The sequence below is a fragment of the Streptomyces sp. NPDC090798 genome (genome assembly GCF_044768965.1).
Taxonomy (GTDB): Bacteria; Actinomycetota; Actinomycetes; order Streptomycetales; family Streptomycetaceae; genus Streptomyces.
Genome location: NZ_JBIVXA010000007.1, coordinates 107485 through 130290, shown reverse-complemented (window position 1 = coordinate 130290; position 22806 = coordinate 107485). Strand labels below are relative to the sequence as shown.

Sequence of the window (22806 nt, the reverse complement as noted above, 5' to 3'; positions counted from 1 at the left end):
CCCGGCACAGGTCGGGGGGCGACGGGGTGGGGTCCACGGGGATGAGATCCGCGGCCGGTTCGGCGGCCGAAGGCGAGAGACGAAACGTTTCGGACGCCACGGGAGTGATCGTGCTCGGGGCCTGCGCGCTGTGGGCGCTGATCACGGCGACCGCGCACGACGGGCGGCCCGAGGGCGTGCTCCTGGCCGTGCTCGCCGTGGCCGCCGGGTACGCCTCGGGCCGGATCCTCGGCGCTCTCCTGCCGGTCGCGGCGCCATGTGCCGGGGCCCTCGCCGGACTGGGTCTCGCGCTCACCGCCGCCGACACCCCGGGCCCGCAGCTCACGGCGCCGCTCGGGCACGGCGGCGCCACGGCCGCGCTGCTCGCCCTGTCCACCGGTGCGGCGTGCTGCGCGGCCTGGGCGGCACGCAGGCCGGCGCAGCGGCTCGCGCTGCGTCTGCTCGCCGTGGGGATCGTGGTGAGCGCCGCGGTGCTCGGCTCGACCACGGGCTGCGCCGCAGGCGCCGGAGTGCTGCTGTGCTCGCTCGCCGCCGACCGCGTGCGCCGCCGCGCCCTCGGACTCGGGGCTCTCGCTCTCACCGCGGCGCTCGTGGCGGGGGCGACCTGGGCGATCGCGGGGAACGTGCTTCCGGACGGTCTCACCGGCTCCCTGGAGGGGCAGCTCACCGAGCACCGGGTCCTGCTCTGGCGCGACGCGCTCCAACTGGCCGGACACCATTCCGCCCTGGGCGTGGGGCCCGGGCGGTACGGGGAACTCAGCCCGACGGTCACGCAGTCGCTGCTGCCCGACGGCAAGCCCCACTCGGCACCGTGGCAGCAGGCGGCCGAGCAGGGTCTGGTCGGCGTCGCGCTGCTCGCCGCGGTCTTCTGCTGGGTCCTCTATTCACTGTGGCGTTCGCCGCAGTCCACGACGATCGCGCTGACGGCGGGCGCCGCCCTCACGACGCTGGCCGCGATCGCCTCGCTGGGCAACGCGCTGAGCTTCACCACGGTGACGGCGGGTGCGGGGCTGCTCGCGGGGCTCGCCACGGCACGGCCCCTGGTCGACGAGAACCTGGAGAGCGTCCTGAACGCGGGAGACCAACCCCTGAGGAACCGGCTCGAGCCGTGAACTCCGCGACGGTCAGATGACCGCGCCGGGCGTGGCCGGCCGCAGCCGGTCCCGGATGATCCGGACCATCGCCTCCGCGTTGTCCACCGTGATGGTGAACGTGTGTCCGTCGCCGAGCTGGAGCACCACGCCCTCGCCGCGCCGGACGATGACCGCGGTGCCCTTGTCGGGACGCCAGCGGTAGCCCCAGCCGCCCCACTGCCGCGGGGTGACCCGGGGTGCGAAGTCGGCGCCGACGACACTCGAGAGTGGAATACGCCGGCGGGGCAGACCGATGTGGCCGCAGCGCACTTCGAGGCAGTCCTTGTCGACCTTCACGGCGACGTGCACGAAGGCGAGCGTCCCGAACATGATGAGCAGTCCCGCGGCGATGCACCCGACGACGGACATGGCGAGCGCCGCCACACCCGACGTCCACGTCGAGTCGACGGCCAGTTCGACACCCAGCGCGATGCAGGCGGCCCCGCCTATGGCGGGCAGCCACTGGACGCGATTGGTCGCACTCCCGGTCCAGACATCAGGGTGCGAGAAGTTTTCGCGGCGGGGATGGTCCCTCATGTTTACGAGACTACTCAGGTTCCGCACCGCGGGCACCGGGTCGCGGAGGGTCACTGCTCCGGGTGGGCGCCAGGGCGGTGGCGGGAGGTGACGGACGATGACGGACGGTCGCCGTCCGTAGGCCTCCGAACGGTGACAGGGTCAGCGGGCGGGGCTGACCGCCTGAAGGAGACGGCCTTCCTCGTACGCCAGCGCGGTCGCCGACAGACCGCCCTCGCTGCCGCTGAGGAGCACGGTGAGGGAGCCCTCGGCGGGAGCTGCCGGGTCCGGGAGCTCGCCGATCCTGCGCAGTGCCTGCGCGGCGACCGCCCCGGCGGAGCCATGCAGCACGAGCGGTGGGAGGCCGGGCTGCTGCACGGCCGTACGGATGCGTTCGGCGACCAGCTCGTAATGGGTGCAGCCAAGGACTACGGCCCTTACATCGCCGGGGGTGCGCTCGGCCGCCGCGGCGATCGCGGCGTCGATGCCCTCCTGGTCACCGTGCTCCACGGCGTCGGCGAGCCCAGGGCAGGCCACTTCGGTCACGGACACCCCGTCGGCGAACTCGTCGATGAGGCCGCGCTGATAGGGGCTGCCGGTGGTGGCGGGCGTGGCCCAGATCGCGACGGGTCCCCCGCCGGCCGCGGCCGGCTTGATCGCCGGGACCGTGCCGATGACGGGCACCTCCGGCTCCAGACGCGCGCGCAGCGCCGGCAGGGCTCGTACGGAGGCGGTGTTGCAGGCGACGATCAGGGCGTCGGGACGGTACTGCGCGGCGGCCTCGGCGACGGCGAGGGCGCGGGCGGTCACGTCCTCGGGCGTACGCGGTCCCCAGGGCATGCTGCCGGGGTCCGAGGAGAGCACGAGATCGGCGTCGGGCCGCAGTCGACGCACCGCGGCGGCAGCAGCGAGCAGTCCGATTCCGGAGTCCATGAGCGCGATCTTCACCCGGTCACCATAGACGATCCGCCCCGGCGGACCCCCGGGGTGGGGCAGACTGCGGCGGGTGAGTGCCGTCGCGTGGACCGCCGTGGGATCACTGGCCGCCTGGCTGTGGCTGCTGCTCGGCCAGGGCTTCTTCTGGCGTACGGATCTGCGGCTGCCACCGCGTCGGGAACCGGACGACTGGCCGTCCGTCTGCGTCGTCGTACCGGCGCGCGACGAGGCCGCCGTACTGCCCGAGAGCCTGCCCTCGCTGCTCGCCCAGGACTATCCGGGGCGGGCCGAGGTCTTCCTTGTCGACGACGGCAGCTCGGACGGCACCGGGGAACTGGCCCGTGAGCTGGCCCGTACGCACGGCGGGCTGCCGCTCACCGTCGACTCGCCCGGGGAGCCGCCCGCGGGCTGGACCGGCAAGCTCTGGGCCGTGCGTCACGGCGTCGGACTGGCACGCGCGCGTGGCCCCGAATACCTGCTGCTGACGGACGCGGACATCGCGCACGCGCCGGACAGCCTGCGGACGCTGGTCGCCGCGGCGCGCACCGGCGGCTTCGACCTGGTCTCACAGATGGCCCGGCTGCGGGTGGAGAGCGTGTGGGAGCGGCTCGTCGTCCCCGCCTTCGTCTACTTCTTCGCACAGCTCTACCCCTTCCGGTGGATCGCGGTGAAGGGCTCGAGGACGGCGGCCGCGGCGGGCGGCTGCGTACTGCTGCGCGCGGACGCCGCCGAGCGGGCGCGGATTCCGGACGCCATCCGGCACGCCGTCATCGACGACGTGGCACTGGCGAGGGCGGTCAAGGGCAGTGGGGGCCACATCTGGCTGGGGCTGGCCGAGCGGGTCGACAGCGTGCGTCCCTATCCCCGGCTGCACGACCTGTGGCGCATGGTCTCGCGCAGCGCGTACGCCCAGCTGCGGCACAACCCGCTGCTGCTCCTCGGCACGGTCCTCGGCCTCACCGTGGTGTATCTGGTACCGCCGGTCGCCCTCTTCACGGGTCTCTTCTCCGGGCATACGGGGATCGCCGCGGCCGGAGGGCTCGCGTGGCTGGTGATGACGGCGACGTATCTGCCGATGCTGCGCTACTACCGGCAGACCGTGTGGCTCGCCGCGTCCTTGCCGGTGACCGCGTTCCTGTACCTCCTCATGACGGTCGATTCCGCGGTGCAGCACTACAGGGGGCGCGGCGCGGCCTGGAAGGGCCGCACCTACGCACGTCCGGACACCGCGCTCGACGAGCGCTGACCCTCACTTCCCGCGAGTCATTTCCTGTGGGTCACTTCCTGCCGGGGGTCCAGTTCATGCCCCACCCGTAGACGCGGTCCACCGTGCGCTGCGGGCTCACGCCGCGCTCGGGAACGAGGTAGCGCGCTTCACGCTGGACGATCAGGTCGCCGCCGTTGTTGGTGATGAGGGCGAGGGCGCAGACCGTCGAGGGCACCGTGCACTCGTCGAGCGAGAAGTCGACGGGGGCGCCGTTCAGCGGTTGCAGGGTGACCGTGGCGTGCAGGTCGGCGAACGAACGCGCCCCTTCGTAGATGGTGACGAAGATGAGGATCCGCCGGAAACTCTGCTTGTGGTCGAGGTTGACGGTGAGGTTCTCGCCGCTCTCCACGGCACCGGTGCGGTCGTCGCCGTCGAGGTGGATGTACGGCGGCTGGTGCAGCGCCCCGAAGGCGTTGCCGAGGGCCTGGACGACTCCCTTGCGGCCGTCGGACAGCTCGTACAGGGCGCAGAGGTCGAGGTCGAGGTCCCGGTGCGCCGCGACGGCACGGCCCCGCTTGCTGCCCCACCCCGAGAACTGCTTGCGCACCTGCCAGTTGAGGTTGACGCGCATGGCGCCGGACGTGCCGCCCTGCTTGGTCAGCGAGACCGAGGGCGCCTCCTTGGTGAGGGTGACCTTGGAGAGGCGGACCGGGACCCCGGGCCGGGCGGGCGGCGGAGGCGTGGTGGGGGGCGACACGGTGACGGGCGGGGCGGTGAAGGGCGGGGCGACCGGCGGGGGCATGTTCACCGGCGGACCGACCGGCGGTGGACCGGCCACACGGGTACCGGACGCGGGCGGTATGGCGGCGGGGGGTGTGGGGGCAGGTGGTACGGGGGCGATCGGCATCGAGGCCGTCGGCACGGCGGCGGTCGGCACGGGCGGGGGCGGTGCCGCGTGCTGGGGCTCGTCCACGGTGATTCCGTAGTCCTTCGCCAGCCCTTCCAGTCCGCTGCTGTAACCCTGTCCGACCGCGCGGAACTTCCAGGCACCCTGGCGCCGGTAGAACTCGCCGAGCACGAAGGCGGTCTCGACGGTCGCGTCCCTGCTGTCGAAGCGCGCGATCTCCGTGCCCAGCCCCGCGTCGAACACACGGATGTACAGACCGGGCACCTGTCCGAAGGTGCCGCCGTCCGCGGAGGCGGCCAGCACCACGGTCTCGATCGCGCCCTCCACGCGCGCGAGGTCGACGAACAGTGTGTCGGTCACCTGACCGCCGTCGCCCCGCTTGCCCTCGTGCCGCACGGCGCCGGAGGGGTGTGCCGGCTGGTTGTAGAACACGAAGTCGCCGTCGGAGCGGACTTTTCCGGAGACCAGCAACAGTGCGGAGGCATCCGCGTCGGGGACCCCGAGCCCCGAACGCCACCCCATTTCGACGCGCAACGCACGCGTCGGCACAGGAACATTCGAACCTTTAGACATTGTCATGTCCGCCCCCATCACGTGTCACCGCGCCAGGCCGCGCCTCGGGCCGTCCCTCGGGCCTTTTTCCCGACCAACCTATTCCCCCAAAGCAGCGAACTCCTGCGAGGTGCCCCGGAAGATCGCACGAGGGGCCTCGAAGACTGCCGGTCAACCACCGGTAACCCCCTCGGAACTCGGCCTTTACGCGATCTGAACCCGTCTTGACGCCCTTTTTTGCCGAGTTCGCTCGCATTGGGGATCCCGCGTCACTGCCGACACGGAAAACAACCCTCTTATCGGTCTCCCCAACCAGCACATCGTGGGCTTAACTTATGTGCCATGACCTCCCCCCGCTCCACCTATGGCGGCGGTTACTACTCCGCGCCGTCCTTCCCGGACACCCCGATCTACGACTCCCTGGTCGCCGAGCGGGGCACTCCCCAGATCGCCCCGATCAGGGTTCCCGCCGCCTACGACACGGGCAGCAGCTATCTTCCCGCGCTCCCCTCGGCACTTCCCGCCCTGCCCGCCGGACCTTCGCAGCAGGCCCCCATGTACGGCGGCTACCCGCAGGCCCAGCAGCCCGCACCGCTGCAGCAGGCCCCGGCGCCGTACATCCCGCAGCAGGCCGGCGCCCCGCGTGGCTACCCGGGACCCCAGCAGCAGCCGCAGCGCCCGATGGCGGCCGGCACCGGCTACGAGGCGATGCGCCCCGCGGCTCCCCGCCCCGCCCCCGCTCCGTACCAGGACCCGTACAACAACCAGCAGTACCGCGGTTACTGAGAGGCCGGGGTACGCGGGCACCATGGCATTCGGACCGGAATGTCGGTGCCCGCTGGCACGATGGGGTCATGGGGAATGCGGAGCTGCACTCGATCCATGTCCATCCGGTCAAGGCCTTCCGGGCTCTTTCGCCCCGGGAGGCCGTCGTGGAGCCCTGGGGGCTGGCCGGAGACCGACGCTGGGTACTGATCGACGACGGGGGAAAGGTCGTCACCCAGCGTCAGCAACCACGACTGGCACTGGCCGCCGCCGAGCTGCTGCCCGGCGGCGGCATACGGCTGTCCGCGCCCGGCCGTGAGCCGCTGACCGTCCTCGTGCCCCAGCCGGCCCGCACGACGCCGCTGGATCTCTTCGGCGACAAGGTGGAGGCGGTCCTCGCCGACGCGGGCGCGCACGCCTGGTGCAGTGACTATCTGGGCGCCGAGGTGCGTCTCCTCCACATGGACGATCCCGCCACGCGCAGGCCGGTGGACCCGGACTACGCACGTCCGGGGGAGACCGTCAGCTTCGCCGACGGCTATCCCCTGCTGGTCACCACCCTCGCCTCGCTGGACGCGCTCAACTCCTTGATCGCGCGGGGCGACCGCGCCGACGAGGGCCCCCTCCCGATGAACCGTTTCCGGCCGAACGTGGTGGTGGCGGGCACGACGGCATGGGCCGAGGACGACTGGCGGCGCATCGCCATCGGCGAGGTCAGCTTCCGGGTGCCCAAGATGTGCGGCCGCTGCGTCGTGACCACCACCGACCAGGACACCGCCCAGCGCGGCAAGGAGCCGCTGCGCACGCTCGGACGCCACCGTCGCTTCGGCTCCCAGCTCGTCTTCGGACAGAACCTGGTGCCGGAGTCGCCCGGCACGGTGCGGATCGGTGATCCGGTCACGGTGCTCGAATGAGCCGCCCGCGGGGAACCCGGGCCCCTGGCACGGTCGTTGAGACTGCGTGAGAAGTTCATGAAAGGCCCGTGGGAAGGGTGATTTCGCTCTCTCTTTCCCGGGGCTCGCATATGAACGGCTCCGCCGGGGGTTATCACGGAGGCGAAAGGGGGTGCGGGACGGTGCGAGCTATCGGCGGACTCTGGCGTTGGCGGCACAATCCGCTGCGCCGCACGACCGATCTGGTCGAGGCGTGGCTGGCCCTGCTGGCCGTCCTGCTGATCCTCACCCTCGCGCCCCTGCTCGGCGCCCTCACCGGAGCGTCGGCGCAGGACGCCCTCCAACAGGCCGTTCGGGACCAGCACCTGGCCCGCCACGTCGTGACGGCCACCGTGGTCGGCAAGGCGGCCCGGGCCCCGCTGGATCCCGATCCCGAGGCCTCGTCGGCGCAGGATCCGCACAGCCGTGTGCTCGCCGACTGGACCGCTCCGGACGGCACGGCGCATCACGGCAAGGTGATAGCCGCCCTCAAGTCACCGCACAAGGGCGACCACTTCACGCTCTGGACCGACGAGCACGGTGACATGGTCGCCCGCCCGCTGGATTCGGCCACCGCGACGACGCATGCCGTGCTGGCGGGCATCGGCGCGGCCCTGCTCACCGCCGGGCTCCTCGACAGCGGCAGACGCCTGATCGTGTGGCGCATGGTCCTTCGCCGGTACGCCCGTTGGGATCAGGCATGGGACAGGGCGGGTCCGGACTGGGGCAGGACGGGCACCGGCAGCTGACCGCCTTCCGGCTCCGGTCAACCCACCGTGCCCGCGCACGCTACGGTGGACCGACCGAATCGTTCGGCGCCGTCGTGAGAAGCTGTTCTTGATCGCGACGGGGTATCAGCACAGCCTCGCAGGACCCGCGTACGACGAGGTGGGGGCACAACAGCGCCATGGCACAGGGCACGGTCCAGGTGACGCACACCGGCACCTCGCGGTGGCGGCGCCGCACAGGAGAGTACGCATCGCTGGCCGCCGCTCTGGAGGCCGCGGCCGACGGGGACGTGCTCACCGTCGCACCCGGCACCTACCGGGAGAATCTCGTGGTCCAGCGCGCGGTGACGCTGCGCGGCCCGGAGGGCTCCCCCGGCTCCGTGCGCATCGCGCCCGTGGACGGCGTGCCGCTGACCGTGCGCGCCTCGGCCGTGGTTCAGGACCTGCACGTGGAGGGCCAGGACTCGGCGGCGCCCGCGCTGCTCGTCGAGGAGGGCACCCCGGAGCTCCTCGACGTGCGGATCGTCACGCGCTCCGCGGCCGGCATCGAGGTGCGCGGTGGCGCCCGCCCGACCGTGCGGCGCTGCACGGTCGACAATCCGGCCGGCATCGGCATCGCCGTGCTCGACGGCGGCGGTGGCGTGTTCGAGGAGTGCGAGGTCGTCGCGGCCGGACAGTCCGGCATCGCGGTCCGCGGCGGCGCGCATCCCCGCCTGGAGCGCTGCCGGGTGCACCACGCCTCCGGCGCGGGCCTGTCGGTGACCGGCGAGAACTCCTCGCTGGAGGCGGTCGGTTGCGAGGTGTACGAGGTCAAGGGATCCGGTGTGCAGATCACCGCGCGCGCCGCGGCCCACCTCACCGACTGCGATGTGCACCGCACGACGTCGGACGGCGTCACCCTGGACACGGACGCCGTGCTCACGCTCGCCGACTGCCGCATCCACGACATCCCGGAGAACGCGGTGGACCTGCGTTCCCGCTCGGTCCTCACCCTCACCCGCACCACCGTCCGGCAGTTCGGGCGCAACGGCCTGTCGGTCTGGGACCCGGGCACACGCGTGGACGCCAACCAGTGCGAGATCTTCGACAGCACGGGCGACTACCCCGCGGTGTGGGTCAGCGACGGCGCGACCGCGGTGCTCGAGTCCTGCCGGGTGCACGACGTGCCCGACGCCCTGTTCGTCCTCGACCGCGGTTCACGTGTGGACGTCGTCGACAGCGACCTCTCCCAAGTGCGCAACACCGCCGTCTCGGTGAGTGACGGCGCGACCGCGCAGCTCGACGACTGCCGTATCCGCGACGCGGCGACGGGCGCCTGGTTCCGTGACCACGGAAGCGGCGGCACCCTGTCCGGCTGCACCGTGGACGGCACGCAGACCGGCGTGATCGTCACCAAGGGCGCCGACCCCACCTTCGAGCGCTGCACGGTCGACTCCCCCGCGGAGGCCGGTTTCTACGTGTCGGCGGGTGGCCGCGGCAGCTTCCACAACTGCCGGGTGACGGGCAGCGGGGGCTACGGCTTCCATGTCATCGACGGCTGCCGGGCGACGCTGAGGAAGTGCCGTACGGAGCGCTGCGCACGCGGGGGTTACGAGTTCGCCGACGGCGGCAACACACCGGGCGGCGGCCCGGTCGTCGAGGACTGCACGAGCGACGAGAGCGCCGGAGTGCGCCCCCCGGCGCACGAGACGGCCGTACAGACGTCCAATTCGTCCACGGGCCTGCTCGGCGTGATCCCCGGCCAGCGCACCACCGAGCAGGAACCGCTCGTCACCGCCGCGGAGCCCGAGCCCGCGGAGCCGGCCCGTACTTCGAAGGTCGTCCTCGGTGAACTCGACGGGCTGGTGGGCCTGGACAGCGTCAAGCGCGAGGTGCGCGCTCTCACCGACATGATCGAGGTGGGCCGCCGCAGACAGCAGGCGGGCCTCAAGGCGGCCTCCGCCCGCCGCCACCTGGTCTTCACCGGCTCCCCCGGCACCGGCAAGACGACGGTCGCCCGGCTGTACGGCGAGATCCTGGCCTCGCTCGGTGTCCTGGAGAAGGGGCACCTGGTCGAGGTGTCCCGCGTCGATCTGGTGGGCGAGCACATCGGCTCCACGGCGATCCGCACCCAGGAGGCGTTCGACCGGGCGCGCGGCGGTGTCCTGTTCATCGACGAGGCGTACGCGCTCTCGCCGGAGGACTCGGGCCGCGACTTCGGCCGCGAGGCCATCGACACACTCGTGAAGCTGATGGAGGACCACCGGGACGCGGTCGTCGTGATCGTCGCGGGCTACACGGCCGAGATGGAGCGCTTTCTCACCGTCAACCCCGGTGTGGCGTCCCGCTTCTCACGGACCATCACCTTCAGCGACTACATCCCCGAGGAACTGCTGCGGATCGTGGAGCAGCAGGCCGAGGAGCACGAGTACAGCCTGGCGCCCGGCGCGCCCGAGGCACTCCTGAAGTACTTCACGGCCATCCCCAAGGGCCCGGCGTTCGGCAACGGCCGCACCGCGCGACAGACCTTCGAGGCGATGGTCGAGCGGCACGCGGGGCGGGTCGCCCAGCTCGAGGAGCCGAGCACGGACGACCTCACGCTGCTCTACCCGGAGGACCTGCCGGAGCTGCCCTGAGCCTCGCCCCGTGGACCGGTGGTCACTCTCAGGTAGTGGCGTCGCCGTCGGGGCGGGGGCCCGGTACCGCCTCCGGCCGCAGCCGCGCCAGCAGCCGTTCGCGTTCCTCGGCGAAGGCGGGGTCCGCCTGGTAGTCCCCGTGTCCGAGGATCGGCGCGGGCAGCGGATGCTCCTGGGTGCGTCCGTAGGCGAGCGGGTCCTTCAGGGGCGCGCGGTCGACCTGGGGGCCGCAGTCGCCGGGCAGCCGCACGGGGCCGCCGATGGGGTCGGTGAGGCGGTACAGGTTGCGCCAGCAGTCCACCTCCCGGTGCAGGGAGGTGAGGGCGGCCGGGCCGAAGTGGGCCGGGAACCAGCGCCCGTAGAGCCGTTCCAGGGGGGAGCCGTAGGTGAGCAGCGCCACCCGTCTACGTACGGAGGGTTTCAGCTGCCAGGCCGCGGCGGCGGCCAGCACACTGCCCTGGGAGTGCCCGGAGAGCACCAGGCGCCCGCCGGTGGCGCGGGTCCAGGTGACCATGCGCCACGTCAGGTCGGGCACGGCACGCTCGGCGTAGCAGGGCGGCGCGAAGGGGTGGGCGGCGCGCGGCCAGAAGGTGCCGACGTCCCAGAGGATGCCGATGGTGCGGCGGGCCGCCTGGTCCTTGTAGGCGCGCCGCCCCGAGGTGACGAGAAGTATGAAGCCGAGGCCGATCAGCCAGGACCCGAGCGCCTGCGCGGTTTCGGCGGCGCCACGGACGAAGGCGTACGACCCTCGCGCGGCCTGTGCCGGGGCGTCACCGGTGGTCAGGACGCCCACCAGGGCTCCGGCGCCGAGGAGCAGGGTCACGAACGAGATCACGCCGACCATGAGGGGCGCCCGGTCGGTGAGGGCAGCCATCGCGCGTGTGCTCGCGATACGGCCGGTGCGGGTGGTGTCCTTGGCCTCGCCCCGGTAGTCGAGTTCCACCTCGCGCATCTCGAGGCCGCGCAGCCGCCAGGTGCGCAGGGCCAGCCTGCCGCACAGGCCGAGGAGCACGAGCAGCGTCGGCGGGATCACGGACGCCTGCCAGGTCAGCAGGACGGGCGGGCCGGGCAGCGAGCCGCGGGTGCCGTCCAGCCAGTCGGCGACGCGCTGGGCGACTCCGCCGGACATCACGCCGCCCAGGGCGCAGGCCAGCATCGCGACGGCGGGTCCGGCCAGACCACGCAGGGCAGTGCGCGGATCGGGCCTGGTGCGGTACAGAACGCGGGCCACCACGCCGAGCGCGATGACGAGCACCCCCTGGGCGAGGGCGAGGCCTCCGAAGGTCGTGTCGCCCGGCAGCCGCCCCGTCGAGTGCCAGCCGGGCCGTGCCCATCCGGCGTACAGCAGGGTCACGGCGAACAGGGCGATCGAGCCCAGGGGCAGCCCGCGCACGAGCATGGTGTCCAGTTCCTGGTCCAGCCGGTGTTCGCTGCGTCCGCGTCGGCAGACCACCCACAGCACCACGACCGCGCCCACGACGAGCGACGCGTACAGCAGCAGGCCGAGGATTCCGAGCACGGCGGGTCCCCCGGTCTCCCGGTCGAAGCGGGCCGCGGGGCCGCCGACGGCGGCGGTGACGGTGAGGAGTCCCGCCGCGGTGTGCGCGGCGCGCAGCCGGGCCACCAGACGGCGCCCGTACCAGAAGCCGGGCCTGCCGAGTCCGGTGCGACCGGTCTCCTCGGCGGGCTCGGGCCTGCGTGACACGGGCTGCTGGGACTCGTACGCGCTCCAGGTGCGGTGCGAGAGGTACCAGAGCAGACAGGTGAGCCCCGCGGGCACCAGGCCCGCCAGGGCGAGGCGACGGCCGGGCCGGCTCCACCAGCCGTTGTCGGACAGAGACGGGGACAGGAAGCCCAGCCAGGAGTGCGCTTCGGCGCACGCGCGCGTGCCCGCGCACTGCCAGACGGTCAGGTCGAGGGCGACCTCGCAGGCCGCGGCGACCAGCAGCACGGTGAGGGTGAGCCCGGCCAGCCGGACGAGCAGGCCGTACAGGCGGACCGTCCGGGTGCGGCCGCGGGTGGCGGGACGCATCCAGTGGGCGAGGTTGACGACCATGAAGGGCAGCAGCAACAGCCACAGGGCCCGGGTTCCGTTGCCGGAGGTGAGGTTGCACCACACATAGGCCTCGGGGACCGGTTTGCCCCGGTAGTCGTCGGGGCGCAGCTCCGCGTCGGCGTCGTCGACGCGCCGGTACACGGCCGCGGTGTCGTCGCCGCTGATCCGGACCGTCCGCGGATCGCCCAGCATCTTCTCGGGTGTGGTGCCGCCGACTCCGTGGACGAGGAGTTCGAGGGCGGTATCGGCCGCTTCGGGCCGCTGTGCGGGGCCGCTGAGCTTTCCCGCCGAGGCGTGTTCCCGTGCACGTTCCACTTTTCTGCACTTCCCCCGTGCGCGCGTCTGGCATGTGTCATGTGCAGGCACAAGGATCTCCGCTCAGGGGTGCGCGCGCACCTGCGGTCACGGAATCTCCCCGATACGTGTGACAGTGACGCGACGGGCGGGACGCGGTGTCCTTGCGGGGAGTGGCGCACGCGTCGGTGGCCCGTGCGAGGATGGGTCGTCCTCCAGGCCTAGGACAAGGAGAATGTCCACGTGGGAGTGGGTTCGGACGGAGTGTCGGGCAGCTTGTGGCGCAAGGATCGGAGCGGACGTGACTGAGAATCAGAACCTTCTCGCGGAGCAGCGTCGCGCCCTGATTCTCGACGAGGTACGCCGCCGGGGCGGTGTCCGGGTGAACGAGCTGACCCGCAAGCTCGGCGTCTCCGACATGACGGTCCGTCGTGACCTCGACGCGCTCGCCCGCCAGGGCGTGGTGGAGAAGGTGCACGGCGGCGCGGTGCCGGTGGTCGAGGCGAGTACGCACGAGCCGGGTTTCGAGGCCAAGTCGGGTCTGGAGCTGACCGCCAAGGAGGACATCGCGCAGGCCGCCGCCGAGCTGGTCGCGCCGGGCACGGCGATCGCGCTCTCGGGCGGTACGACGACGTACGCGCTGGCCCAGCAGCTCCTTGACGTGCCGGACCTGACCGTGGTCACCAACTCGGTGCGGGTCGCCGATGTCTTCCACTCGGCGCAGCGCCTCTCCGGCCAGCGGCAGGGCGCGGCCACGGTCGTGCTGACGGGCGGGGTGCGCACCCCGTCCGACTCGCTGGTCGGCCCCGTGGCCGATCAGGCCATCGCCTCGCTCCACTTCGACGTGCTGTTCCTCGGAGTGCACGGGATATCGGTCGAGGCGGGCCTGTCGACGCCGAACCTGGCGGAGGCCGAGACCAACCGGCGGCTGGTGCAGTCCGCACGGCGGGTCGTCGTGGTCGCCGACCACACCAAGTGGGGCACGGTGGGTCTGAGTTCGTTCGCCGCGCTGGACCAGGTCGACACGCTGGTCACCGACGCCGGGCTGCCGGCCGAGGCGCGGGCGGAGGTCTCCGAGCACCTGCGGCGCCTGGTGGTGGCCGGAGAGCCCGAGGACGGTACAGACATCTGACGGTCCGCCAGCTATGGTGACGCTGCCCGCGGCTCTGTACGCGGGACCGGAGGCTCCGTACCCAGGTGGAGGTTTCGTCCATGGCACGCCGTCTTCACCCGGTGGGGCTCGACTTCGCCGACACCGCTCCTCTGCGTCTGGTGTTCGCCCGCGAGGTGGCGGCCCCTCCTGAGGTGGTCTTCCGCGCGCTGGCCGAGGACGTGCCCGGCTGGAGCGAGTGGTTCTCGGCGGTGACGCTCGCCCGGCCGACCGCGGACGGCGCCGGGCGGGAGATCCGGCTCCGGGGCGGTACGCGCTTCCAGGAGACGGTCCTCGTGGCCGAGGCCCCGGAGGTGTACGCGTACCGGGTGGACGTCTCGAACGCGCCCGGCCCCCGGGCCCTGGTCGAGGAGTGGCGGCTGGCTCCGGCCGGGAAGGGCACCCGGGTCCAGTGGACCTTCGCCGCCGACGGCGCGGCCCCGTTCCGGCTGGCCCTGAAGCTGGGCCGGGCGGGTCTTGGCCGCGCTTTCCGCCAGGCGGTGACGGCGCTCGACCGACGGCTGGCGACGACAGGCGCGTGACGGCGAGGGCCTGTCGTTCGAATCGGGTCGTTTCAGGCGACGGAGCTTGATCGGACCCCCGGCCCAGGCCTGATCCGAACGACAGGCCCCAGGTCCGCCCGTGGACGCGCCCTGTGAGCGGCGCCCCAACGGTCAGTCCGGCCAGACGCCTGTCTGGAGCAGGGCCGCGATCGCCGCGGTGTAGGGCGCGATGTCCAGCCCCTGTTCGGCCAGCCACGCGTCCGAGTAGTACTTGTCGAGATAGCGGTCCCCGGGGTCGCAGAGCAGCGTCACCACACTCCCCTTGCGCCCCTCGGTCACCATCTCGGCGACGATCTTCAGCGCGCTCCACAGCCCGGTGCCCGTCGAGCCGCCCGCCTTGCGGCCGATGGCCGCTTCCAGTGCCCGTACGGCCGCCACGCTCGCGGCGTCCGGCACCTTCATCATCCGGTCGATCGCGCCCGGCACGAAGCTCGGCTCCATACGGGGCCTGCCGATGCCCTCGATACGCGAGCCGCAGTCGCAGGTGACGTCCGGGTCGCCGGTGGTCCAGCCCTCGAAGAAACACGAGTTCTCCGGGTCGGCGACGCAGATGCGGGTGTCGGCCTGCATGTAGTGGACGTAGCGCGCGAGGGTCGCCGAGGTGCCGCCGGTGCCGGCCGTGGCGACGATCCACGCGGGCTCCGGGAAACGCTCCAACTCCAGCTGGCGGAAGATGGATTCGGCGATGTTGTTGTTGCCGCGCCAGTCCGTGGCCCGTTCCGCGTAGGTGAACTGGTCCATGTAGTGGCCGCCGGTCTCGACCGCGAGGGCGGCGGACTCCTCGTACATCCTGCGGGAGTCGTCCACGAAGTGGCACTGCCCGCCGTGGAACTCGATCAGACGGCACTTCTCGGCGCTCGTGGTGCGCGGCATGACCGCGATGAAGGGCACGCCGATCAGCTTCGCGAAGTACGCCTCGGAGACCGCGGTCGAGCCGCTGGACGCCTCGATCACCGGGCGGCCCGGCCGGATCCAGCCATTGCAGAGCCCGTACAGGAAGAGTGAGCGGGCGAGGCGGTGCTTGAGGCTGCCGGTGGGGTGGGTCGACTCGTCCTTCAGGTAGAGGTCGATACCCCACGCCTCGGGCAGCGGGAAGCGCAGCAGGTGGGTGTCCGCCGAGCGGTTCGCGTCCGCCTGGACTTTGCGGACGGCTTCTTTGAGCCAGGTCCGGTACCGCGCGTCGCTGTGGTCGACGTCGAGGGTTTCGCCGGTCCGGATCTGCTGAGGGGTGCTCACGGCGGGGCTCCTTACGCATCGCGCCGACGCCGGTTCAGATGGTCGGACGCCTCGATCATAAACACCTTGCGCACGCTTCTCACCTGCATAAACACTCCTTTGAGCACCTCAAAGGCACCCCTGGAGCAGGGGTGTCCGAAGCGACGGGGGCGCACCCGGGCGAGTGCTCCCGTCCCCGCCGTCACCTCGTCATGCGCACTGGTGCTCGCCGCTGCCTGCGGGCAGACTGCACCGCAGGGGACGCGGCCCGCGTCCGACCGCGCCGCGCGGGATGACACCCCGGAGCGGTCGCGCACACCGGAGCACGACCCGCGCGGGATCCGGGGCCTGCACGCGGGACAGAGCACAGCCGACGCGCACAAGGGGGCGGAGCATCATGGCGGAGCCGGAGTTCACGGCCACGGGCGTGCGGATCGGGAAGAGGCTGCGGTCGCTCACCCGGGCCGGACAGGTCCGGATCAGCGACGGCAGGCTGGAGTTGCTGACGAGTTACGGCAGCGAGATCGACAGTGCGCCGGTGCAGGCGGTGCGGGCGTCGAAACCGTGGTTCGCGCCCGAGGACCGGGCGTTGGCCGACGTCAACGGCACCCGCTATTCGCTGACGCTCGGCGAGCACGACCCCGCGCCGGGCAAGCCGGGGCCGCCCTCGGCGCGCCGGTTCATAGAGGCGGTTCGCAGGGCGGCGGGGCGCAACGGCTGAGTCGGCCGCGCGGCAACCGACACGGGAGCCTTCGGTTCGCCACCGGCAAGGGCCGACACAGGCACCCACGACTCGCGACCGGGGACGCCCTGCGCGCAGGCCTTCGGCCCCCGGCCAACGGCCGCCTGCCGGGCACCCCCGAGCGCGCGACCAGCGACGCTCGCGACCTGCGGCGGCCGGCACGCGGGACCCGGGCGCGCACCCCCCGGTCGCCTGCCCGCGCAGCCCCGGCCCGCAACCGGAGATGGCGGCCGGGCAGGTCTCGGACGTCCCACCGTCGACGTCCGGCACGTACGCCCTCACCACAGCCGGCCACAGCCGACCGGCAAGGCCCGGACTCGCAGCCGCCGATCCCCGGACCGGGAGCCTCACGCGCGCGACCGCCGAGTCCCGACGGCGGCCTCCTCGGTCGACGAGAGCCGAAGGCACACCGCGAACTCGCGTCCGGCGGAACGCGACGTGGGACCCAGCACGACAGCCGCCCACGCACAACCGCCGACGCCCCACGGGAAAGCCGTGGGCGCACATCCGGCGATGCCCAGCGCGAGAGCCCTGGGCCGACAACCGCCCAAGCCCGATCCAACAGCCTCCAGCCCACCCCCGCGGAAACCCGCTGCGGGAACGACCCGCTCTCGGCCGGCGACCGCCGACAGGACGGCCCCGGGCCGGGGGTCGGCGACGGTCGGACCGGAAGTCCCCGGCCCACGCCCGCCAAAGCCCGATGCCGGAACGACCCGCTCTCGGCCGGCGACCGCCGACAGGACGGCCCCGGGCCGGGGGTCGGCGACGGTCGGCCCGGAAGTCCCCGGCCCACGCCCGCCAAAGCCCGATGCCGGAACGACCCGCTCTCGGCCGGCGACGGTCAGTGGCCAAGCCCTGGCGGGCTTGTGGCCGGGCGTGGTCCGAAGAGGAGACTCCGGGGCGCGACCAGCGAGGGTCGGTGTCGGGGGCCTCGGTCGGCTACGGCCGAAGGGAATCCGATCCCGGACCGACGCCATCAGCCCGGCGGCCCCCGCTCGCAGCCGGTGACGGTCGGCGCATAAGCGACCCGCCCACAGCCCACAGCCGCTGCAGCCCACGAGAACCCGATCCCGGACCGACACCCTCGACGCAGCGACCCCCGCTCGCAGCCGACGACAGCCGACGCGTGAGCAATCCGCCCACAGCCCGCAACCGTTACAGCCCACAAGAACCCGATCCCGCACCGAAACCCTCGGCCCAGCGGCCCCCGCTCGCAGCCGACGACAGCCGACGCGTGAGTGATCCGACCGGAGCCCACGGCGGTGAACGATGAAACCCGGGCCGCCGGACGCCGCCGCTCAGGCGAGACCCCCGCCCCGCGACGGCTCGGGCCGGAGCGGACCGCGGCGCGAGTTGCAGGACCGCACCCCCTGAGTCACGCTGTTCTCACATCATCACTCTGGGTTTACCGGCGATAACGCTACGAACCAGTCCGCCGGTCACCGCAGCAGGCGGCCGTTCCACTCAGCCACTCTGCTGGATCCGATCTCCGTCTTCTTCCGGACCTCAATTCGGGGAGTCGCAGCCGTGATCAGCCAGCCAAACAGGCATTGCACGGTGGAGCTCCAAGCCCTGCCGTCGCGGATCGGCCAGGTCCGCAGAATCCTTTCTGCGCAGTTGCGCTACTGGCATCAGGACCCCTTGATAGACCGGGCCGCGCTCGGAGTGACCGAGCTGCTGACCAACGTCCACCGGCACGCCCAGCCGGACAAGGTGTGCACCGTGGAGATCGAGCTGCTGCTCGACCGGCTCACGGTCTCGGTGCACGACCACGACCCCCGCCTGCCCGAGGTGCAGGACGTGGATCCCACGGCCACCTGCGGACGCGGTCTCGCGATGATCGCCGCCGTGAGCGAGAGCTGGGGCGTGCGTCCGAACGGCGAGTCGGGCAAGGTCGTGTGGTTCACCCTGCCGGCGACCTCGCCCCCGGTGGCGGAGCCCGTGCTTCCGCCGTACGAACCGACTCGCGAGACCACGCGCCGACACGCCGTCGACCCGCTCGACCCCCTCGACGAACGCCGGCCCGAACACGCTCCCGCCCGGTCCGCCGTTGCCGGCTGACCGGGCGGTGACCCCCGTCTCGTACGTCACTCGGTGGCGATGGCGCGCAGCACGTCCAGTCGTGCTGCCCGCCGGGCCGGGCGCAGTCCCGCGAGGGCTCCCGCCGCGAGGCCCACGAGCGCCACCACGACGAGCCGCACGGGCGGGATGGCGAAGGCGAAAGCGCTGTCCGACGCGCCGTCGGAGGCCTCGACGAGCACCCAGCCCAGGAAGGCACCGAGGGCGAGCCCGCCCGCCGTTCCGGAGGCGGCGACGAGGACCGACTCCCAGCGGACCATGGCGCGCAGCTGCGCCCGGGTCTGCCCGACCGCCCGCAGCAGACCGAGTTCACGGGTGCGCTCGTGGATCGCGAGGGTGAGCGTGTTGGCGATGCCGAGCAGGGCGATGAGCACCGCGAGTGCGAGCAGCGCGTAGACCAGGGTCAGCATCATGTCGATGCCGCCGGCCGAGGACTGCGCGTACTCGTCGCGGGTCTGCACCTCGGGATTGCCGTACCGCGCGGCGACCTTCTTGACCGCCGCCTTGCCGTCGGCCGTACTGACACCGTTCTTGAAGGTGACGGCGACGAGCGAGTCGGAGTCCTGGGTGCGGTGCGGGGCCCAGGCGGCACGGGTGATGACGTAGTCGCCGGCGAGTTCGGAGCGGCCGTAGACCGCGCGGACGGTGAAGTTCTCCCGTTTGCCGTCGGTGAAGGTGAGCCGGGCGGTGTCGCCGGTCGTGAGGTGCTGTGTGTCGGCCTCCTTCCGGGTGAGCGCGATGCCGTCGGTGCCCAGGTGGTCGAGGGAGCCGCGTACGTCGCCGAGGTCGAACACCTTGGCGAGTGTGACCGGGTCGGTGACGGTCAGCGCCCGCCCCCTGCCGTCGACTTGGGCGACCCCGCGGCCGAGGCCGACCGCGTACTCGACGGCCGGCTGCCGCGCGATCGCGGGAGCCAGTTCGGGGCTCAGCCCGCTGCCGCCCGCGCCGAAGGACGGAGTGCTGACGGCGACGTCTCCCGCGAAGGACCGGGAGACCGTCTGGTCCATGGTGGCCTTCAGCGAGGCGCCGAAGACCGTGAACAGCGAGACGACGGCGACGCCGATCATCAGGGCGCTCGCGGTGGCGGCGGTCCGCTTCGGGCTGCGCAGCGCGTTGCGCCGGGCCAGGCCGCCGGTGACACCGCGCAGCGTGTCGAGGGGGGCGCCGAGGGCTCGTACGGCGGCCGACGACGCCACGGGTCCGAGGACCACGAAGGCGGCGAGGGCCAGGACGGCGCCGAGGCCCGCGAGCCACAGCGACTGGCTCACCAGTACGCCGGTCAGGGTGGCGCCCGCCGCCAGTAGGGCCAGCGCCGCGCCCACGATCACCCGCCCCCGTGAGGCCCCGGACTGGTCGACTGCCGTCTCGCGCAGCGCGGCCAGCGGCGCGGTGCGTCCGGCTCGTACGGCGGGCAGCAGCGCGGAGCCCAGGCAGACCACGACACCGACCGCGAGCGGCAGCAGCATGGACAGGCCGCTGATCACCAAGTCGCCCTGGGGGAAGGGGAACCCGATGGCCGGGAACAGCGCCTGCAGCCCGGCCGCGATCCCGACGCCGCCCGCGAGGCCGACGGCCGACGCGGTCACCGCGACCACGCTCGCCTCGACCAGGGACGAGGCCGTGACCTGGCGGCGGGAGGCGCCCAGGGCGCGCAACAGCGCGTTCTCACGGGTGCGTTGGGCGACGACGATCGCGAAGGTGTTGTGGATGGAGAAGGTCGCGACCAGTAGCGCGATGCCGGAGAAGACGAGCAGGAAGGTGGTGAAGATGTTCAGGAACTGGCTGGAGATCATGTCGGTGTTCTCCCGCGCCGACTCCTGGCCGGTGATCGCCTCGACTCCCCTGGGCAGGACGGGAGTCAGGTCCGCGACGAGTTCGGCCTGACCGACCCCGGGGCCGGCCCGCACCCGGATGTTCGCGGCCTCGCCGGGCTTCGCGGTGAGGTACTTCTCGGCGTCGGCCTGGGTCATCCCGGTGAACGTCACCTGCGCCATGCCGTCCTCGCCGCCGAAGGTCGCGAGGCCCACGATCGTCACCTTGACGGGATCGGGGGTGCGCAGGGTGGTCGTGTCGCCGATCTTCAGGCCGCCCTTCTTCGCGGCGCCGCGGTTGACGACGACCTCGCCGGACTTCGACGGGGCGTGGCCCGCGGCGAGTTGGTACGGGTTGAGCTTCGGGTCGGTGATCCAGTTGCCGGCGAGGGTGGGCGGGCCCTGGCCGCCGATGGGCTTGCCGTCGCTGCCGACGAGCTGGCCCGCGCCCTGGATGTCGGGGGCGGCGGCCGCGACCGCGGGAACCCGCTCGACGGTCTTCACCAGGGCGGTGTCGACCGGTTGCCGCACGCCCTGGCTCTCACCGGGCGTCGTGATGGCGTCGGCGCTTCGGACGACCGCGTCGGTGCCCTTCGTGGCGTCGCCGAACAGCGCGCTGAAGCTCGCCCGCAGTGTGTCGCCCATGACCAGCGTTCCGGCCAGGAAGGCGACACCGAGGAGCACCGCCAGGAACGTCCCGGCGAAGCGGCGTTTGTGGGCGCGCAGGGAGGACACACTCAGGCGCACGGAGGCGTTCACGACCGCCCGCCTTTGCCGTCGAACGCCTTCATCCGGTCGAGGACCTTGTCTGCCGTCGGGGACTCCATCCGGTCCACGAGGCGTCCGTCGGCGAGGAAGACGACCTCGTCGGCGTGGGCGGCCGCCACCGGGTCGTGCGTGACCATGACGACCGTACGGTCCATCCGGCGCACCGCGCGGCCGAGGAGGTTCAGGACCTCCTCGCCGGAGCGGGAGTCGAGGTTGCCGGTGGGTTCGTCGGCGAAGACGACGTCGGGACGGCCGGCGAACGCCCGGGCCACGGCGACGCGTTGCTGCTGTCCGCCGGAGAGTTCGGCGGGGCGGTGATGGAGCCGGTCGCGCAGGCCGACGACGTCGACGAGCGCGTCGATCCACTCGCGGGAGCCCTTCGTCCCGGCGAGGTCCAGCGGCAGCGTGATGTTCTCGGCGACGGTCAGCGTCGGGATCAGGTTGAACGCCTGGAAGACGAAGCCGACGCGGTCGCGGCGCAGGAGGGTGAGGCGGCGGTCGTCCAGCGTGCTCAGTGGGGTGTCGCCGATGAACGCGGCGCCCGAGGTGAGTGTGTCCAGGCCCGCCGCGCAGTGCATCAGGGTGGACTTGCCGGAGCCCGAGGGGCCCATGATCGCGGTGAAGCGTCCGGCCGGGAAGCCGACGCTCACCCCGTCCAGGGCCCTGACGGCGGTGTCGCCGCTGCCGTACACCTTGACGGCGTCGGCGACACCCGCGGCATGACGCGTCGTGATGGCGGTCGTCATGCCGCTCCTCCCTTGCCCGGGCGGCCGAACTGCTCGTCCAGGACGGAGAGCCGGCGCCAGTACTCGTCTTCGTCGATCTCGCCGGTGGCGAAGCGGCGGCCGAGCAGCGCGATCGGTGAGTCGCCCGTCGAGCGGGAGTCGCGGGGCGGGCCGAAGCCGCCCATGGCGCGCCACGGTCCGCGGCGCCCGCGGCCCACGGTGCGGCGCAGGACCGTCACGACGCCGATCACGACGGCCGCCCAGATCAGCGGGAGGAACAGGATCCACGGGCCGGGGCCGCCGTCCCAGTTCGCCAGGGTCTGCATGTCGGGTCATCTCCTAGGTGGGAGCAGTTGCGATGCGTCGAGACTCGCTCCGCGAGGGGGCCCGAGTCGTCGTACGGCCAGCGGCCGTTCCCGTACCCCCGCGGGAGTACGCGGGGCGTCACCGTCTGCTCCTCAGCCCGCTCTCGCCGCCAACTCGACTCTGTACCTACTAGTATGTACAGTGAGTTCATGAGCACTCCGGAGCGGCTGATCGAGTCCACGCGCGAGCTGTTGTGGGAGCGCGGTTACGTGGGCACCAGCCCCAAGGCGATCCAGGAGCACGCGGGCGCCGGACAGGGCAGCATGTACCACCACTTCAAGGGCAAGCCGGATCTCGCCCTGGCCGCGATCCGACGCACCGCCGAGGAACTGCGGGCTACTGCCGAGGGCGTACTGGGCGCGCCCGGTTCACCGTACGAGCGTGTCGAGGCGTATCTGCGCCGGGAGCGAGACGTCCTGCGCGGTTGTCCGGTCGGCCGGCTGACGATGGACCCGGACGTGATCGCCAGTGCGGAGCTGCGCGCGCCCGTCGACGAGACGATCGACTGGCTGCGCGAGCGACTGGCCCAGATCGTCGAAGAGGGCAAGGAACGAGGGCAGTTCGCGCCGTCCCTGGACGCCGAGGAGATCGCCGCGACGATTCTCGCGACCGTCCAGGGGGGCTATGTGCTCGCGCGCGCCTCCGGCTCCCCGGCCGCCTTCGACACGGCCGTCCGCGGACTGCTCGCCCTGCTCTCCCCCGCCGTCCGAGCCTCGTCTGAAGGCCTGAAGGCCTGAAGGCCCCTC

The 22806-nt window shown here is 72.4% G+C and carries 19 protein-coding genes; 11 read left to right on the top strand and 8 right to left on the bottom strand.

What is annotated here, in order from left to right; genetic code table 11:
• Positions 1-41 precede the first annotated feature (41 nt).
• On the top strand, positions 42-1112 hold the full coding sequence (locus ACIQTP_RS17280) for an O-antigen ligase family protein (protein WP_403400671.1): 1071 nt from the start codon (positions 42-44) through the stop codon (positions 1110-1112).
• A 12-nt stretch (positions 1113-1124) separates the two neighbouring features.
• On the opposite strand, the gene ACIQTP_RS17275 is transcribed toward ACIQTP_RS17280, so the two are convergent.
• Positions 1125-1670 (bottom strand): hypothetical protein, encoded by a 546-nt coding sequence (locus tag ACIQTP_RS17275; RefSeq protein ID WP_402039785.1) that lies wholly within the window; start codon positions 1668-1670, stop codon positions 1125-1127.
• A 141-nt stretch (positions 1671-1811) separates the two neighbouring features.
• A complete protein-coding gene (locus ACIQTP_RS17270) occupies positions 1812-2597 on the bottom strand; it encodes a glutamate racemase (RefSeq protein ID WP_403400669.1) in 786 nt (261 codons plus the stop codon).
• Positions 2598-2655: 58 nt separating this feature from the next.
• On the opposite strand from ACIQTP_RS17270, the gene ACIQTP_RS17265 reads away from it, so the two are divergent.
• Positions 2656-3831: a glycosyltransferase gene (locus ACIQTP_RS17265; protein WP_403400667.1), complete on the top strand. Its 1176-nt coding sequence runs from the start codon at positions 2656-2658 to the stop codon at positions 3829-3831.
• A gap of 31 nt (positions 3832-3862) precedes the next feature.
• Here the strand turns inward: ACIQTP_RS17265 and ACIQTP_RS17260 are convergent, their stop codons facing one another.
• On the bottom strand, positions 3863-5290 hold the full coding sequence (locus ACIQTP_RS17260) for a TerD family protein (protein WP_403400665.1): 1428 nt from the start codon (positions 5288-5290) through the stop codon (positions 3863-3865).
• A gap of 303 nt (positions 5291-5593) precedes the next feature.
• Here ACIQTP_RS17260 and ACIQTP_RS17255 point away from each other — a divergent pair, with 303 nt between their 5' ends.
• The 4 genes from ACIQTP_RS17255 (at position 5594) to ACIQTP_RS17240 (ending at position 10291) form a co-directional block, all read left to right on the top strand.
• Entirely contained in the window at positions 5594-6037 is a 444-nt protein-coding gene (locus ACIQTP_RS17255; RefSeq protein ID WP_075025618.1) for a DUF6643 family protein, read from the top strand.
• A gap of 68 nt (positions 6038-6105) precedes the next feature.
• Positions 6106-6930: an MOSC domain-containing protein gene (locus ACIQTP_RS17250; protein ID WP_402039777.1), complete on the top strand. Its 825-nt coding sequence runs from the start codon at positions 6106-6108 to the stop codon at positions 6928-6930.
• A gap of 161 nt (positions 6931-7091) precedes the next feature.
• Positions 7092-7697 (top strand): hypothetical protein, encoded by a 606-nt coding sequence (locus ACIQTP_RS17245; protein ID WP_403400662.1) that lies wholly within the window; start codon positions 7092-7094, stop codon positions 7695-7697.
• 158 nt (positions 7698-7855) lie between these two features.
• Positions 7856-10291 carry a right-handed parallel beta-helix repeat-containing protein gene (locus tag ACIQTP_RS17240; protein ID WP_403400660.1) on the top strand — a complete coding sequence of 812 codons (2436 nt, stop codon included), beginning with the start codon at positions 7856-7858 and terminating at the stop codon, positions 10289-10291.
• A gap of 28 nt (positions 10292-10319) precedes the next feature.
• On the opposite strand, the gene ACIQTP_RS17235 is transcribed toward ACIQTP_RS17240, so the two are convergent.
• Positions 10320-12662 carry a hypothetical protein gene (locus tag ACIQTP_RS17235; protein WP_403400659.1) on the bottom strand — a complete coding sequence of 781 codons (2343 nt, stop codon included), beginning with the start codon at positions 12660-12662 and terminating at the stop codon, positions 10320-10322.
• Between the two features lie 280 nt (positions 12663-12942).
• On the opposite strand from ACIQTP_RS17235, the gene ACIQTP_RS17230 reads away from it, so the two are divergent.
• Positions 12943-13773 carry a DeoR/GlpR family DNA-binding transcription regulator gene (locus ACIQTP_RS17230; RefSeq protein WP_403400657.1) on the top strand — a complete coding sequence of 277 codons (831 nt, stop codon included), beginning with the start codon at positions 12943-12945 and terminating at the stop codon, positions 13771-13773.
• An 80-nt stretch (positions 13774-13853) separates the two neighbouring features.
• Positions 13854-14333, top strand: a complete 480-nt coding sequence (locus ACIQTP_RS17225; protein WP_403400655.1) for an SRPBCC family protein — start codon at positions 13854-13856, stop codon at positions 14331-14333.
• Between the two features lie 132 nt (positions 14334-14465).
• Here the strand turns inward: ACIQTP_RS17225 and ACIQTP_RS17220 are convergent, their stop codons facing one another.
• Positions 14466-15590: a PLP-dependent cysteine synthase family protein gene (locus ACIQTP_RS17220; protein WP_403400653.1), complete on the bottom strand. Its 1125-nt coding sequence runs from the start codon at positions 15588-15590 to the stop codon at positions 14466-14468.
• Between the two features lie 376 nt (positions 15591-15966).
• Here ACIQTP_RS17220 and ACIQTP_RS17215 point away from each other — a divergent pair, with 376 nt between their 5' ends.
• Positions 15967-16290 carry a hypothetical protein gene (locus ACIQTP_RS17215; protein WP_054228734.1) on the top strand — a complete coding sequence of 108 codons (324 nt, stop codon included), beginning with the start codon at positions 15967-15969 and terminating at the stop codon, positions 16288-16290.
• Between the two features lie 1548 nt (positions 16291-17838).
• Complete coding sequence (locus ACIQTP_RS17210) at positions 17839-18372, top strand: ATP-binding protein (RefSeq protein WP_403400651.1); 534 nt, start codon at positions 17839-17841, stop codon at positions 18370-18372.
• Positions 18373-18398: 26 nt separating this feature from the next.
• Here ACIQTP_RS17210 and ACIQTP_RS17205 read toward each other — a convergent pair whose 3' ends face one another.
• Genes ACIQTP_RS17205 through ACIQTP_RS17195 form a run of 3 tightly spaced genes read right to left on the bottom strand, consistent with a single transcriptional unit; the run spans position 18399 to position 22020 of the window.
• Positions 18399-20960, bottom strand: a complete 2562-nt coding sequence (locus tag ACIQTP_RS17205) for an ABC transporter permease (RefSeq protein ID WP_403400649.1) — start codon at positions 20958-20960, stop codon at positions 18399-18401.
• Positions 20957-21715 (bottom strand): ABC transporter ATP-binding protein, encoded by a 759-nt coding sequence (locus ACIQTP_RS17200; protein ID WP_403400647.1) that lies wholly within the window; start codon positions 21713-21715, stop codon positions 20957-20959. Before ACIQTP_RS17200 ends, ACIQTP_RS17205 begins: the two co-directional genes overlap by 4 nt.
• A complete protein-coding gene (locus ACIQTP_RS17195; RefSeq protein ID WP_403400645.1) occupies positions 21712-22020 on the bottom strand; it encodes an SHOCT domain-containing protein in 309 nt (102 codons plus the stop codon). The genes ACIQTP_RS17200 and ACIQTP_RS17195 overlap by 4 nt, the downstream gene beginning before the upstream one ends.
• 174 nt (positions 22021-22194) lie before the next feature.
• On the opposite strand from ACIQTP_RS17195, the gene ACIQTP_RS17190 reads away from it, so the two are divergent.
• Positions 22195-22797, top strand: coding sequence for a TetR/AcrR family transcriptional regulator (locus tag ACIQTP_RS17190; RefSeq protein ID WP_402039756.1), 603 nt, complete (start codon positions 22195-22197; stop codon positions 22795-22797).
• The last annotated feature ends 9 nt before the right edge of the window (positions 22798-22806 follow it).